The organism is Mycobacteroides sp. LB1, from assembly GCF_013449725.1.
Classification (GTDB): domain Bacteria; phylum Actinomycetota; class Actinomycetes; order Mycobacteriales; family Mycobacteriaceae; genus Mycobacterium.
The window spans coordinates 1302321-1316215 of record NZ_JACCFF010000001.1 but is presented as its reverse complement, the minus strand read 5'-3'; the positions used below and the strand labels follow the sequence as shown (position 1 = coordinate 1316215).

18 protein-coding genes are annotated in these 13895 nt (G+C 64.9%); 13 read left to right on the top strand and 5 right to left on the bottom strand.

Annotation, left to right across the window (positions count from 1 at the left end; translation table 11 throughout):
• The first annotated feature begins 153 nt into the window (after nucleotides 1–153).
• Together MLB1_RS06575 and MLB1_RS06570 are read left to right on the top strand one after the other, a co-directional pair.
• Nucleotides 154–762 (top strand): DUF4352 domain-containing protein, encoded by a 609-nt coding sequence (locus MLB1_RS06575; protein ID WP_180748838.1) that lies wholly within the window; start codon nucleotides 154–156, stop codon nucleotides 760–762.
• 103 nt (nucleotides 763–865) lie between these two features.
• A complete protein-coding gene (locus MLB1_RS06570) occupies nucleotides 866–1105 on the top strand; it encodes a hypothetical protein (RefSeq protein ID WP_180748837.1) in 240 nt (79 codons plus the stop codon).
• A 16-nt stretch (nucleotides 1106–1121) separates the two neighbouring features.
• Here the strand turns inward: MLB1_RS06570 and MLB1_RS06565 are convergent, their stop codons facing one another.
• From MLB1_RS06565 to MLB1_RS06555, 3 genes are read right to left on the bottom strand one after another with little or no spacing between them, the layout of a single operon-like run.
• Nucleotides 1122–1400 carry a hypothetical protein gene (locus MLB1_RS06565; protein WP_180748836.1) on the bottom strand — a complete coding sequence of 93 codons (279 nt, stop codon included), beginning with the start codon at nucleotides 1398–1400 and terminating at the stop codon, nucleotides 1122–1124.
• On the bottom strand, nucleotides 1397–1747 hold the full coding sequence (locus MLB1_RS06560; protein WP_180748835.1) for a heme-binding protein: 351 nt from the start codon (nucleotides 1745–1747) through the stop codon (nucleotides 1397–1399). The genes MLB1_RS06565 and MLB1_RS06560 overlap by 4 nt, the downstream gene beginning before the upstream one ends.
• Nucleotides 1748–1763: 16 nt before the next feature.
• The gene (locus tag MLB1_RS06555; RefSeq protein ID WP_180748834.1) at nucleotides 1764–3254 is read right to left on the bottom strand and encodes a DUF1254 domain-containing protein; all 1491 of its coding nucleotides are present in this window, start codon (nucleotides 3252–3254) and stop codon (nucleotides 1764–1766) included.
• 52 nt (nucleotides 3255–3306) lie between these two features.
• Between MLB1_RS06555 and MLB1_RS06550 the strand changes: the two genes are divergently transcribed.
• Complete coding sequence (locus tag MLB1_RS06550; protein WP_180748833.1) at nucleotides 3307–4311, top strand: AraC family transcriptional regulator; 1005 nt, start codon at nucleotides 3307–3309, stop codon at nucleotides 4309–4311.
• Here MLB1_RS06550 and MLB1_RS06545 read toward each other — a convergent pair.
• Both MLB1_RS06545 and MLB1_RS06540 read right to left on the bottom strand, forming a co-directional pair.
• Complete coding sequence (locus MLB1_RS06545) at nucleotides 4308–4772, bottom strand: MaoC family dehydratase N-terminal domain-containing protein (protein ID WP_180748832.1); 465 nt, start codon at nucleotides 4770–4772, stop codon at nucleotides 4308–4310. The genes MLB1_RS06550 and MLB1_RS06545 overlap by 4 nt on opposite strands.
• Before the next feature lie 87 nt (nucleotides 4773–4859).
• A complete protein-coding gene (locus tag MLB1_RS06540) occupies nucleotides 4860–5795 on the bottom strand; it encodes an HAD-IB family hydrolase (protein ID WP_180748831.1) in 936 nt (311 codons plus the stop codon).
• A 98-nt stretch (nucleotides 5796–5893) separates the two neighbouring features.
• Between MLB1_RS06540 and MLB1_RS06535 the strand changes: the two genes are divergently transcribed.
• The 10 genes from MLB1_RS06535 to MLB1_RS06490 all read left to right on the top strand — a co-directional run bounded on the left by MLB1_RS06535 (nucleotide 5894) and on the right by MLB1_RS06490 (nucleotide 13867).
• Nucleotides 5894–6148, top strand: coding sequence for a glutaredoxin family protein (locus MLB1_RS06535; protein ID WP_180748830.1), 255 nt, complete (start codon nucleotides 5894–5896; stop codon nucleotides 6146–6148).
• 116 nt (nucleotides 6149–6264) lie between these two features.
• Nucleotides 6265–7608, top strand: a complete 1344-nt coding sequence (locus MLB1_RS06530; protein ID WP_180748829.1) for a glutamyl-tRNA reductase — start codon at nucleotides 6265–6267, stop codon at nucleotides 7606–7608.
• 122 nt (nucleotides 7609–7730) lie between these two features.
• Entirely contained in the window at nucleotides 7731–8654 is a 924-nt protein-coding gene (gene hemC / locus MLB1_RS06525) for a hydroxymethylbilane synthase (protein WP_180748828.1), read from the top strand.
• Between the two features lie 31 nt (nucleotides 8655–8685).
• Complete coding sequence (locus MLB1_RS06520) at nucleotides 8686–10335, top strand: bifunctional uroporphyrinogen-III C-methyltransferase/uroporphyrinogen-III synthase (RefSeq protein ID WP_180748827.1); 1650 nt, start codon at nucleotides 8686–8688, stop codon at nucleotides 10333–10335.
• A gap of 14 nt (nucleotides 10336–10349) precedes the next feature.
• The gene (hemB, locus tag MLB1_RS06515) at nucleotides 10350–11333 is read left to right on the top strand and encodes a porphobilinogen synthase (RefSeq protein WP_180748826.1); all 984 of its coding nucleotides are present in this window, start codon (nucleotides 10350–10352) and stop codon (nucleotides 11331–11333) included.
• 33 nt (nucleotides 11334–11366) lie between these two features.
• Nucleotides 11367–11846 carry a hypothetical protein gene (locus MLB1_RS06510; protein WP_180748825.1) on the top strand — a complete coding sequence of 160 codons (480 nt, stop codon included), beginning with the start codon at nucleotides 11367–11369 and terminating at the stop codon, nucleotides 11844–11846.
• Nucleotides 11847–11866: 20 nt separating this feature from the next.
• On the top strand, nucleotides 11867–12304 hold the full coding sequence (locus MLB1_RS06505) for a hypothetical protein (protein ID WP_180748824.1): 438 nt from the start codon (nucleotides 11867–11869) through the stop codon (nucleotides 12302–12304).
• Entirely contained in the window at nucleotides 12297–12815 is a 519-nt protein-coding gene (locus tag MLB1_RS06500) for a hypothetical protein (protein ID WP_180748823.1), read from the top strand. The genes MLB1_RS06505 and MLB1_RS06500 overlap by 8 nt, the downstream gene beginning before the upstream one ends.
• A gap of 20 nt (nucleotides 12816–12835) precedes the next feature.
• Complete coding sequence (locus MLB1_RS06495) at nucleotides 12836–13066, top strand: hypothetical protein (protein ID WP_180749728.1); 231 nt, start codon at nucleotides 12836–12838, stop codon at nucleotides 13064–13066.
• 42 nt (nucleotides 13067–13108) lie between these two features.
• On the top strand, nucleotides 13109–13867 hold the full coding sequence (locus MLB1_RS06490) for a class I SAM-dependent methyltransferase (protein ID WP_180748822.1): 759 nt from the start codon (nucleotides 13109–13111) through the stop codon (nucleotides 13865–13867).
• Nucleotides 13868–13895: the final 28 nt, after the last annotated feature.

Sequence of the window (13895 nt, the reverse complement as noted above, 5' to 3'; positions counted from 1 at the left end):
GTTGAGAGCTATCAGTATTTCCTCGCAGCGGCCGGCTGTCGTCCGGTAACGAACGTTCTGCGATGCCGATAGACCCTGCGTACTATTAGCCTGTCATCAACACAGCGGGTGTTTCAGCTGTTGCGCCGCTACCCCGAGTAAAGGACTTATGCTGTGACTCAACCTTCGCTGGAGGGCCAGAATGGTGTCGCCGCCCGCCATCATTTGAGCAGCAATTTCCCTGCTGCACCGATGATTTTTGGCGGCGTTATCGCCATCTTTCTTGTTATTGCCACGTTGGCCGGTATTGAAGACGGCAGGAACCCTCGATACCCTCGGTCGGCACTCGTTCCTGATGTTGCCCCGGTTGAACCCGAGGGCCGGGCAGACCTGGGCCGCGAGGCGCGGTCAGGCCAGTTAGCCATCGCTGTGACTGAGGTGACGGTGTCTGACGCTTTGGGCGATCCTCGACTGCCCCAGACTGTGCAGGTCGGCCATGTTCTGGTCGGTGTGCGTGTAGTCAATGACGGTGCCGACGGCGAGAGGTTTGAGCCGGCAATGCAGCAACTTGTTGTGGGCGATCAAACCTTTGGCGCAGACCGGGAAGCTTCACTGCCCCTGCTCGGCGCGGATCTCGGTCCGGGCGACAGCGTTGTTGCGTCCATAGCGTTCGACGTTCCCGCTGGAGCCGAGCCGTCGGCGATTATCCTGCGCGACTCGCTGACTGACACTGGCACACAGGTGAGTCTGGCTGGAGCGGGCATTAGTGCGCAGGCGCAGTGATCATGCCCGCGGCTTCCAGCAGCCAGCGCAACGGAGATTTCTGCTCGGGGATAACGACTTCCGGGTGCTGGTCAGCGCCCGGGGCAAGAGTGAGAGGTACTGAGTGAGCGCGGATCTGAATCCGGAAGCAATTTGGAAGGCTTTGCCCAAGGAACTCAAATCAGCATTGAGTCACCAGGCTGTCGAACCATTGAATGACGAGCTGCTGATCAAGTGCCACCACGCGGCTGAAAAGAACGAACTGCCGATTTTCTGGCGGCCTGATCCGGCGGCCGGTTTCGGCCAGCACCGGCTGCACTCGGCCCTCGTCGAGTACATCGCCGGCATCAAAACGGACAGCTAGGGGCTGCCCAGGACGGTTAGGGGTTGCAGCCTCCAGCGCTCACCCAGCGGCCGTTGTAGTGCACGCAGGCGTTGACCCCGGGTGGCGGCGGAGGATCTTCCGGCATGGGTGCGTAGTACGCCGGGGGAGGTACGTACGGCTGCACCGCATCGGCGACGTTGGCGCAGCCGCTGACCTGTACCCGTCGTCCGGCTCCCACGCAGACGTCGGCGCTGGCGGTGCCGCTCGGCGCGATGACGATAAGGGAGGCCGGTGCGAGGATGAGCGCGAGCGCCGCTACCGTCAGGCGCTTCACGGCTGTACCTGCGGTGCGGCGGGCAGCTGGCAGCGGTCTCGTAGATCGACGAGCGGCTGCCGGATTCCTCGCAGGTCTGCTGCCGTCTCCGGGTTGGCGTCCATGTAGCTCTTCACCGTGCTCTGCACCTCGGGGTGTGGACGCCCCTGCAGACCGGTGAAGAACTCGTTGACGTCCGGATGGGTGAACAGGTAGCTCGAGGTGGACGCGGCGACGCCCGCCGAGACTCCGGCAAGGTCGGCCGCCGTGCAGTTGGCTGGCCGCTCCGGTTCGGCGTTCGCGGCTACCGCGGTGAAGAGCGCCGCGGCACCGAGAGCGGTAAACAGGCTTGTGGCGATGAGTTTCATAGTCGACTCCTTGCTATTACGGGACGCGCTGAACGGCTGGCGGTTTCCAGGTGCCGTCGATGATGGACGGCGGTGTTTCCCTGGGCCAGTACAGGCGAAGCACCAGATTGAACTTGCCGGCGGGTGCGGGCAGCCAGTTGGATTCCTTTCCGGGCCCTGGATTCTCGTGTTGCAGGTAGAGATCCACCGAGCCGTCGGGATTGGGGGTCAGATTGTTGCGCTCACTCAGCGTGTAGCGGTTCAGGGGATTGGCCACGAAGTACATGCCCTCGTCGTACATCGTCAACGACCAGAATCCCTCGGCGGGCGGCAACTGATCCTTGGCGAAACGCAGCACATACTTGTTGGCACCGTCATAGGGCTGACCAGTGCCGTCGGCCCCGGACATGGGGTAGACGGCATCCTGAGGGAGGTTGGCGCCCAACCCGAGCGCCGCAATGGTGGCGCGCTGCAGGTAATCCGTGCCGTAGAGACCCATCTTCGTGGTGAATTGCCAGCCGTTGATGTCCTGGCTGGCCTCCTTGAGGTGGCCCAGGATCTTCTCGACGGCTTCCTTGGGCACCGACTGCAGCGCGCTCACGGTGTCGGCACTGAGCTTGTCGATATCGAAGGGCTTCCCGGCCTCTATGCCGATCTTGGCCATCTTGTCCACCATGGGCTTATCGGCCTCGGCGGGCGGATTGTCCTTCATCAGGGTTGCCAGCAGATCGAAGTACACCTTGATGCTCAGATTGTTTACCTGATCGCGGACAGGGGTTTTCATGTCAATGCTCGAGTCCACCGTGCTCGCGGGCGGGGTGTACGGCTTGCCGTACGAGCTGAGCGGCACCAGCGTGGTCTCGTCCTGCAGCTTGTGAACGGCAGCGTAGTCCTCCGGGGTGCCCGTGCAGTAGGTGCGGCCGATCAGCCACACGATGGATGTCGGGGACTTGTACTCCTTTACCCCCTGGGGCAGTGCGCCTTTCCAGCCTGGACCGGTAATGGCGTAGGTCTGCGGCCCGGTACCAGTCGTGCGCTCGCCGGGAACCTCGAAAACATCGGTCCACCCGTCCAGCATCGGGAACAGGTAATAGCGACCGTCGGCCTCGGGGAGGCTCAGGACGTACGGTTCCTTGCCGACATCGATAAAAGCGTTGGTGTACAAGGTATCCGCGTTGGGTGTCGTGACATCGCGGAAGGCCGCGTCGGGATACTCGCCCAGCCGCACGAGCTGTCCCATCGGCGCGCGCATGGCCTCGGGCTTGGCCACGTTGGTCATCACTCGCCGCGTCATCTCCACCGTGACGAGCGGATAGCCGTAGACGTACGCATCCATGGCGATGGCCTTGGCTTCATCGGCGGAAAGCTTCTGGGAACCAGATTCTTTCGAGCAGCCCGCAAGTCCCGCCGTCAACGCGACGGTACTCATCACGACCAACAGTTTGGTCCACTGCGTACACCAAATCTTCACGCGCCCACCCTTTCTGGATACGACGATCTTGATCGCCGAACGTTGATCGTGCAGCATGCTCCACCTGCTTGTCTTGACAATGGAAGACAAATATTTGACAGTTTGGGACATGTCGGTGATCCGGGGCTCGGCGCTGACCAATTACCACCAATTAGTGGCCGAACTCGGCGGCGACGGCAGTAAACTGCTTGCCGCGGCTCGGGTTTCGGTCGCCGACGCCGGCTCATACGAGCGGTTCATCTCCTTACCCAACAGTGCCCGTGCGCTGGAGGACACCGCGGTGGCTCTGAATGCGCCTGACTTCGGGCGCCAACTGGCCCGGCGGCAGGGCATCGAAATTCTGGGACCGGTTGGTTTGGCCGCGCGCACGGCCGCGACCGTCGCCGACGCATTCGCCATCCTGGAGAAGTTCATGGGCGCTTACTGTCCGGTCATCAGCGCCCGGGTCACCGACCATCTCGACCCGACGCTGGCTCGTTTCGAGTTCGAGTTTCTGCTCACCCCCGCGCCTCCGCAGGCACAGGCGGTGGAGCTGTCCTTGGGTGTCACGCTGCGGGTGTTGTATCACTTCCTGGGCAGCAGCTACCGGCCTGTTTCCGTTCATCTGCCGCACCAAGCCCTCACCACAGCGTCGGCGTATCAGCGTTACTTCGGCTGCCCGCCGTTCTTCTGCGAACCCGTTGGCGGATTCACCCTGCGCGCCACCGATTTGCAGAAGTCACTGCCCAAAGACCTTCTTACGCACCAGACCGCCGTCGACTACTTGACGGGCACCCTGGCCAAGCGCACGCCAGATTCCAGTCAGTTGGCCCGTATCCTCATCCGCCAGCTGCTTCCTACGGGGGCGATCGGGTTGGGGGACATCGCATTACACCTCGGTCTGCACCCAAAGGCACTGCAACGACGGCTTGGTGCCGAGAACGCCACCTTCGCCGAGCTAGTCGACCAAACCCGTCAGGAAGCTGCCGAGCGATTGCTTTCCGACACCGATCTGAGCCTCGATCATGTCAGCAGGCAGCTCGGCTACGCCGAACAAAGTGTGTTCACCCGAAGTTGCAAGCGTTGGTTCGGAACCACCCCAAGCGCTTACCGGTTAAGTCGGAGACGCTTCTAGTCCTTGCGATGCGAGGCGATGTTGGCGGTGACCGAGTCGGAGTTCTCGTGCCCCTGCGCTTCGCCGATCATGGTGACGATGCTCGTCGCGACCGGCTCCCCGTGGGCGTCGGTGACCTCGGCGCGCACCTCGGCGGTCACCATGCCGTGCGACTCCAGCACGTTGTCCAGGTAGCTGTCGAAGTACAGCCGATCGCCCGCCTTGATGGGGCGGTGGAACTTGAGCTTCTGGTCGCGGTGCAGCACCCGGGCCAGGTTGATGGGCAGATCCATCTCGGTGAAGATCTTCAGCTGCACGCGCCGGCCCGCGACGGCCAGAAAGGTGACGGGGGCGACGACTCCGGAGTTCTCCTCGCAGTCGTCCTTGATGGCCGCTGCGAACTCACGCATCTTCTCGCGGCCCACCTCGAAGTAATCGGGGTAGCGGTAGTGAGTTCCGATGATGTCTTGGCGGATCGCCATGCATTAACCCATTTCGCTGCAAAGTCTGTGACGTATCTAGTCAGTTCGAGCGGCGCTGAGCCTATCAGCAGCGCTTTTGGGTGATTGTTACTTCTCGCGGCGCGCCAGTGCGGCAGCCAACGCACCACCCGCGGCGCCGAGCAGTACCGCTGACGGCACGCCGACACGGGCGGCCTTGCGTGCGGTGCGGAAGTCGCGGACCTCCCACCCCCGGCGTCGTGCCACATCCCGCAGCTCCGCATCGGGATTGATGGCCACGGCGGTGCCCACCAGGGACAGCATTGGCACATCGTTGACGCTGTCGCTATAGGCGCTGCAGCGCTTGAGGTTCAGTCCATTGCGGATGGCCAGGTTGCGTACGGCCCGCGCCTTGCCCGGTCCATGCAGGATGTCGCCGACCAGTCGGCCGGTGAACACCCCATCCACGGATTCGGCGACGGTGCCCAGTGCTCCGGTGAGGCCGAGTCGTCGGGCAATGGTGTCGGCCAGCTCCTTGGGTGTCGCGGTGACCAGCCACACCTGCTGTCCGGCATCGAGGTGCATCTGGGTCAGCGCACGGGTGCCGGGCCAGATCTTCTCGGCGATCGTCTCGTCGTAGATGTCCTCGCTGAGTGCCACCAGCTCATCAACACTGCGGCCCTCGATGAACGACAGTGCCTTCTGCCGTCCTGCTGCGACGTCGCCGGAGTTCTCCCGGCCGGTCAGCCGGAACTTCGCCTGCGCCCAGACGAACTGAAGCATGTCCGAGTACTTGAAGTAATCGCGTTCTGCCAGGCCGCGGCCGAAATGAACCAGCGAGGAGCCGTGCACCAGAGTGTTGTCGACGTCGAAGAACGCGGCCGCCGTCAGGTCGGCGGGCGGAGGACCGGGAATCGGTTCGGCAGCGGCCGCCGCGTCGGCCTCGGCGAAGGATGCGGCCCGCGCGACATCCTCGGCCAGGTCCTGCGCAGCAGCGTCCGTGAGTAGTTGCTCCTCCGAGGAGTCTTCGGTAAGGGGGTCACCGTTGAGCTGGGGGCTGGTCATGACTGGCTTACCCGCCCTTCCTGTCCGCCGTTTCCGAATGCCGTTCAACCCTACTGAGGGTCGTGGGAAGTCGGGGGACCCGGTGGCAGAATTGGTGTATGACGGCACTAACACTGCTAACGCGCGCAGGGTGCTCCGCCTGTGACCGGGCGCAGCGTGAGTTGGAGGCCCTGGCAGACGAGCTCGGTGTCCCCCTCACCATCACCGATGTCGATGTGGCTGCGGGCACCGATTCGTCACTGCGCGCGGAATTCGGCGACAGGCTTCCGGTGGTGCTGCTCGACGGCCAGGAACACAGCTACTGGGAAGTGGACGAGCCTCGGCTGCGGGCGGACCTGAAACGTGACCGATAACAGGCTGTTTGGATTTTGCCCAGTGGCCATTTACGGGCTACCGTTCTTAAAGTTCGACCCTCACCAAAGCAAGGGAGCTGGCCGGTGATAGCAGCCTGTCCGTGGAGTGACCTGCGGTGAGCGTCCTGCTGTTCGGAGCCTCGCACCGTAGCGCGCCTGTGCCGGTGCTGGAAAAACTGGCGATTGGCGAGGCCGATCAGCCCAAAATGATCGAACAGATTCTGCAATCCCCGCTGGTCAGCGAGGTCATGGTGCTGTCGACCTGCAACCGGGTCGAGGTGTACGCCGTGGTCGAGGCATTCCACGGCGGCCTGACCGTCATCGGCGAGGCCATCGCCCGCCATGCCGGGATCGACATGAACGAGCTCACCAAATATGCCTACGTGCGATACAGCGAGGCCGCCGTCGAGCACCTGTTCGCGGTGGCCAGCGGCCTGGATTCGATGGTGATCGGCGAGCAGCAGGTGTTGGGCCAGGTGCGCAACGCCTACGCCACCGCCGAATCGCATCAGGCGGTCGGCCGGGTGCTGCATGAGCTGTCACAGAGCGCGCTGCGCGTGGGCAAGCGCGTGCACTCGGAGACCGCTATCGACGCGGCCGGGGCCTCGGTGGTGTCGGTGGCCCTGGACCTGGCCGACGGCAAGCTTGACGGCCTGCCCGGGCGCACGGCTGCCGTTATCGGTGCCGGAGCGATGGGCTCACTGGCGACTGCACAGCTGATCCGTGCCGGTATCGACAACTTGTGGATCGTCAACCGCAGCGCGGAGCGTGCTCAACGGCTCGCCGCGACCGCGCGAGAGGCCGGAGTGAAGGCGCAGGCCATCACCCTGGACAGCCTGGACGAGGCGTTGGCTCAGGCCGACGTGGTGGTGTCCTGCACCGGCGCGGTCCGCCCGGTGATCTCACTGGCCGATGTGCACCGTGCCCTGACCGGCGGACGTCGACTGGTGTTCTGCGATCTGGGTATGCCGCGTGACGTCGACCCGACGGTGGCCGGTCTGCCCGGTGTGGTCGTGGTGGACATGGAGCGCATCCAGCGCGAACCCACTGCGCGCGCGGCAGCCAACGACGCGGGAGCGGCCCGTCAGATCGTCAACGACGAGGTCGCCCGGTACCTGACCGGTGAGCGGATGGCGGAGGTCACCCCGACCGTCACCGCGTTGCGCCAGCGGGCCGCCGAGGTGGTGGAGGCCGAGCTGTTGCGTTTGGATGGTCGTCTGCCCGGCCTGGCCGGGACCGACCGGGACGAGGTGGCCAAGACGGTGCGCCGCGTCGTGGACAAGCTTTTGCACGCCCCCACGGTGCGCGTGAAGCAGCTGGCGTCGGCACCCGGTGGAGACAGCTACGCCGAGGCGCTGCGCGAGCTGTTCGAGCTCGATCCGCACACCGTCGAGGCAGTGGCCACGGCTGGCGAATTACCGCTCGCCACAAAGGAATTACGCGAAGAGAGCCGTGGTTGACGGTGTTCGCCCACGTGGCTCATCGACGTTCGATGGTCCTCGCCTGACAGGCTCATCCATCCCGACGGTCTTCGCCTGACAGGCTCATCCATCCCGACGGTCTTCGCCCGAGAGGCTCATCCATGATCCGAATTGGTACCCGCGGCAGTCTGTTGGCGACGACTCAGGCCGGGGGAATCCGCGACGCGCTGCGCGCCAAGGGGCACGACGCCGAGCTGGTGATCGTGACGACGGCGGGAGACCAGTCGTCGGCACCTGTCGAGCAAATCGGTGTGGGGGTCTTCACGGCCGCCCTGCGGGAGGCCATCGCCGATAACGTCGTCGATGTTGCCGTGCACTCCTACAAGGATTTGCCAACCGCTGCCGATCCCCGGTTCGTCATAGCCGCCATTCCGCCTCGTGAAGACTATCGGGACGCCCTTGTGGCCCGTGATGGTTTGGTGCTGGGGGAGTTGCCGACGGGCTCTGTGATCGGTACCTCGGCCCCCCGGCGGGCCGCGCAGCTTAGAGCACTGGGTCTCGGTTTGGAAATTCGCCCCCTTAGAGGCAACCTGGATAGCAGGTTGAGCAGGGTCTCCAATGGTGATCTTGATGCTGTGGTAGTCGCCCGGGCGGGTTTGGCCCGTATCGGACGGCTTGCCGACATCACCGAGACACTGGAACCGGTGCAGGTTTTGCCCGCACCGGCTCAGGGAGCGCTGGCGGTGGAGTGCCGTAGCGAGGCCACCGAACTGGTGGCTGTGCTGGCGGAACTCGATCACGCCGACACGCGCGCCGCGGTGACTGCCGAAAGGGCTCTGCTTGCCGAGCTGGAGGCGGGTTGTACCGCACCGGTTGGCGCGATCGCCGAGGTGGTCGAGTCGATCGATGAGGATGGCCGCGTCTTCGACGAATTGTCGTTGCGCGGATGTGCGGCGGCGCTGGACGGATCTGACGTGATTCGGGCCTCCGGGATTGGCACCCCCGATCGGGCCGCAGAGCTTGGGCTCGCGGTTGCGAGGGAACTGCTTGATCTCGGTGCACGAGCACTGATGACAGCTGAGTAGGCGGCACAAACCGCCGATATGGGAGGCAGTAGTGACCCGAGGGCGCAAGAAGCCAGGGCGCATCCTGTTCGTTGGTTCTGGTCCGGGTGACCCCGGCCTGTTGACGGTTCGAGCGCGCGCGGTGCTGACAGGCGCCACGGTGGCGTTCACCGATCCCGACGTACCGCAGGCTGTGCTCGATCTTGTCGGATCCGCGGTCGAGCTTCTTGAACCCGCGCCCGTCAAACCCGCACCGGCTGACGTCGAGGCGCCCACTCCGGGTAGCAGTGAGGCCGCTGCCGAGCCCGCGCTCACCATCGACATCCGTCCGGCGCTGGGAGATCCCGCCGATGTCGCCAAGACCCTGGTCGCCGAGGCCAAGAACGGCGTGGACGTCGTGCGACTGGTCGCCGGTGATCCGCTGTCGATTGATTCGGTGCTCGCCGAGGTCATTGCCGTCACACGGACACAGGTGGCCTTCGAGATTCTGCCCGGTCTGACGTCGAGCACTGCGGTGCCCGCCTACGCCGGTGTGCCGCCGGGATCCGCCCACACCGTTGCCGATGTGCGCGGCGATGTGGACTGGGCCGCGCTGGCCGCCGCTCCCGGCCCGCTGATCCTGCACGCCACTCCGACGCATGTGCCCGATGCCGCCAAGGCGCTCCTCGAGCATGGACTGTCCGACCAGACGCTGGTCGCAGTGACCGCGCAGGGCACCACCTGTGCACAGCGGACAGTGGAGACCACGCTGGCCTCGCTGATCGACGGCATTCCGCTGGATGCCAATGATCCGCACGGGCCGATGACCGGTGCGCTGGTGCTGACCATCGGTCGTGTGGTGGGTGGTCGGTCCAAGCTGAACTGGTGGGAGAGCCGTGCGCTGTACGGCTGGACGGTTCTGGTGCCGCGCACCAAGGACCAGGCCGGCGAGATGAGCGAGAAGCTTGTCGGATACGGAGCCCTGCCGGTCGAGGTTCCCACCATCGCCGTGGAGCCGCCGCGTAGCCCTGCCCAAATGGAAAGAGCCGTCAAGGGTTTGGTCGACGGCAGGTACCAGTGGGTGGTCTTCACCTCCACCAATGCGGTGCGCGCGGTGTGGGAGAAGTTCGGTGAGTTCGGTCTGGATGCCCGGGCCTTCTCCGGTGTGAAGATTGCATGCGTGGGCCAGGCGACCGCCGACAAGGTGCGCGCGTTCGGTATCAACCCCGAGCTGGTGCCCGACGGAGAACAATCATCGCTCGGCTTGCTGGATGAATTCCCGCCCTATGACGACATTTTCGATCCGGTGAACCGGGTGCTGCTGCCCCGCGCGGATATCGCCACCGAGACCCTCGCTGAAGGGCTGCGCGAGCGCGGCTGGGAAATCGACGACGTGACCGCGTATCGCACCGTGCGTGCGGCACCGCCGGCGGCGCAGACCCGCGAGATGATCAAGACCGGAGGTTTCGACGCGGTGTGCTTCACGTCGAGCTCGACGGTTCGCAACCTGGTGGGTATCGCCGGGAAGCCGCATGCGCGCACCATCGTGGCGTGCATCGGACCGAAAACCGCTGAGACCGCCATCGAATTCGGCCTGCGGGTGGACGTGCAGCCGGAAACCGCGGCCGTCGGTCCGCTGGTCGAAGCCCTGGCCGAGCACGCCGCGCGGTTGCGCACCGAGGGTGCACTGCCGCCGCCGCGTAAGAAGAGCCGGCGGAGATAAGCGGAGGGCTTGCCGTGCCTTTTCCCTACCAGCGTCCGCGACGGCTGCGAACCACCCCGGCAATCCGCCGGCTGGTGGCCGAAACCACGCTGGCGCCACGGCAATTGGTGCTGCCGATGTTCGTGGCCGACGGTTTGGCGGAATCGCGCCCCATAGCTTCTATGCCGGGGGTGGTGCAGCACAGCACGGAATCGCTGCGCCGGGCTGCCGAGGATGCCGTGAAGGCCGGTGTGGGCGGGCTCATGCTGTTCGGGGTTCCCGAGGAGAAGGACAAGGACGCCAGTGGCAGTGCCGGACTGGCGTCGGATGGCATTCTCAACCGGGCGCTGTCGATCCTGTCTGAGGACCTGGGTGATTCCACGGTGCTGATGGCCGATACCTGCCTCGACGAGTTCACCGATCACGGCCATTGCGGGGTTCTGGCCGCCGACGGTCGCGTCGATAATGACGCGACGCTGGTGCAGTACGCGAACATGGCGGTGGCACAGGCGAATTCTGGCGCTCATGTGGTGGGACCCAGCGGCATGATGGACGGCCAGGTAGCGGCCATCCGCGACGGCCTGGATGCTGCCGGGCACACCGATGTGATCATCTTGGCGTACGCCGCCAAGTACGCCTCGGCGTTCTACGGACCGTTCCGCGATGCCGTCGGATCCTCGCTGCGCGGCGACCGCCGCACCTACCAGCAGGACGTGGCCAACGGGCGAGAAGCCCTGCGCGAGGCCGAGCTTGATGTCGAAGAGGGTGCCGACATCCTGATGGTCAAACCGGCCATGGCGTATCTCGATGTGCTGCGGCAGGTCGCCGACGTCTCGCCGGTGCCGGTAGCCGCGTATCAGGTGTCGGGTGAGTATTCGATGATCTGTGCTGCGGCGCAAAATAATTGGATTGATTTACAGGCCATGGCCCTGGAGACGCTGACCTCGATCCGGCGTGCGGGCGCCGATATCGTGCTGACCTACTGGGCGGCAGACGTGGCGGGTTGGCTCGCCGACTAGGGGTGTAGTGCCGTCCTCCACTACCGTGGTCGCGTGACATATCCCGATCCGCACCATCCCGGCGGATTGGCTGGACCACCCCCGACTGGTCCGGCCAAGCCGCGACCCGCCGATATCGAGACCGGCTGCTGGCTTTGGCTGGCCGCGCTTCCGCTGATGATCGTGAGCTATCTGGCCGCGAACGTCGGCCAATGGCAACTGGACCCCGAGGTGCGCAAGTCCGCGCCGCTCTGGACGGTGTACGCCTCCAACGGGTTCATCGTCATCGTGGTGGGGTCCCTTGTCGTTACCGCGATCTTCCTGATGCGCGCGGGATATCGCCTGGCCCGCACCTTCCTGACCGGTGGTGCTGTGGGCTCGGTGGTGTTCACCGCAACACGGCTGTTCGGCCTGGAGGGCGTGCCGGCGGTCGTGCACGCGCTCTCGGGGATTACCGCGGCCGTCTTGATCTGCGGCGGCCTGTTCCTGCTGCATCGCGAGGACTCCACCGCGTACCTGACGAGGCAGCGGTAACGCCCCGATACGCTGCTCGAATGACTCCGGAACAACCGCGGCCACGCATCGTCGATGTGGCGTTCTGGTTCTGGGCGGTCGCGGCGGCGGCGCTGTTCCTCAACGGGTTGGCCGGGGTGACTCAGCGCTTCGGTCCGGTGCGGGCTGCCGCGAAGCCTGCGCTGACCGACGGGGACGTAAGAAACCTCGTCACCTACTTCCGGGTGTGGGGCGTGCTGTGCATTTTGCTGGCGATCGGCATCGCATTTCTTGCCGGGCGGACACGGCAGGGGGACAAGCGTTTTCGTCGCGCATTGATCGCGCTCTCGGTCGTCTCGGTCCTCGGTGCCATTGTGATGGCCGGCTTCGGGTCGGTGGGACCGCTACTGCTCATCGCCGCGCTGTCCCTGATCGTGGCTAATGTGCTGATCATCAGGCCGACCGCGCAGGACTGGTTCGATGGCGGTGAACATGCCTGAGAAATCGACCGATGGCGAAAGGCTGTTCTACGAATCGGGCGGCCGCTGGCGATGGCTGCTACTCGGGCCGCTTGCGGGTCTCATCATGTTGGGCCTGCAGCTGTGGAGCAAGATGGGCGTCGATCTCCTCATGCCGGTGGGCACCGCGGCGGTGGTGTCCTTCTTCATCGCACTGCAGATCTATGCCGCACGGATCCACGCCAGCGTCGAGCTGACGCCCACCGTGCTGCGTCAGGGCGCCGAAACCCTGGCCGTCAGCCAGATCAAGTGGCTGTATCCCGACGCCGATCGCGATATCTGGGAGGAGGCCCGTCCTCTCGGGGAGCTGACGGGTGTGCCCAAGGGGCGCAAACCGGTGGGTCTGCGTCTCGCCGGGGGGCGGCGTGCACAGGCGTGGGCCAGAAGGCATGAGGAGCTGCGGGCGGCGCTCGCGAAGTTGGTGCCCGCCCCGCCGGCAGGCATGGATCTGGGTAACGACCCGGAAATCGATATCGAAAGTGAGCAGTGGTGAAGTTTGGAGCGCGAGTAGCGGTGGATCTCGCCATCGCGGTGGCGGCGATTGCACTCGCCGGCTGGGCGGCAGTGGCCGCCCGCATCCCGACCGAGATCGCACCCGTCGCGAAGGGTGAGCCGACGCTCTACTTCACCGCGCTGGATGGCGCATGCGTGGCCCGGGCGCTCGCACTTGCCGCTGTCGCCGGAGTATTCCTGGTTCTGGCGATATCGCGGGGTGTCCGTGACCGTCGCATGATTCACAGCTAATCCTTATGTCAGGATAACTGACATTGGCATAGGCTGCTGTTTATGACGAAAACCACTGATATCGATGTGATGCCACGCGCTGGATTCGGCGCCTGCGTGTTGGACCGCAAGCTGCAGACGGACCGGCTCGAGTACCTGGACCGTGACGATGTCCCGGCGAAGAAACGGGCCGTCGTCGAGTCTCTCGACCTCATGGGCCAGAAGAAGGGTCTGCACAGGTGGAATGCCGAACAGGCGGCCGGGTTCCTTGTCGGCATCGACAATCCCCGGGTGCTCGAGCTCGGTGCGGCGCATGGTGGCTTATCGCGTGAACTGCTGAAGCTGCGTCCCGATGCCTCGATCACGGTGACGGATATCGAGCCCACCTCCGTCGCGGGTATCGTGGCTTCCGGCCTGGGTTCGGACTCGCGGGTCACGGTCCGCGCCATGGATGCGACAGCTATTGAGGCACCCGATGGGGCTTTTGATCTGGTGGTATTCGCGCTGTCGTTTCACCATCTCCCGCCGTCACTGGCCGCGAAGGTGTTCGCCGAGGGCACCCGGGTGGGGCGCACCCTCTTGATCGTCGACTTGCTGCGCTTGCCGGCCCCGCTACTGGCCCCGGCGTTCCTCTTTGCGGCGGCCGTCGGTTGGGTGCGTCCGGTTGCTCACGACGGTGCGATCAGTCAGTTGCGCGCCTACGGCCCCAAGGCGTTGCGTACCCTAGCTGCACACGCGGACCCCTCGATCGCTGTCGAACTCCGTGCCAGAGTTCAGCTGCCGATGCCGTTGCAGATCGTGGCGGCGCGTCGGGGGCAGTAGCGTAGGTCACCCTATCGATTAGTACCCC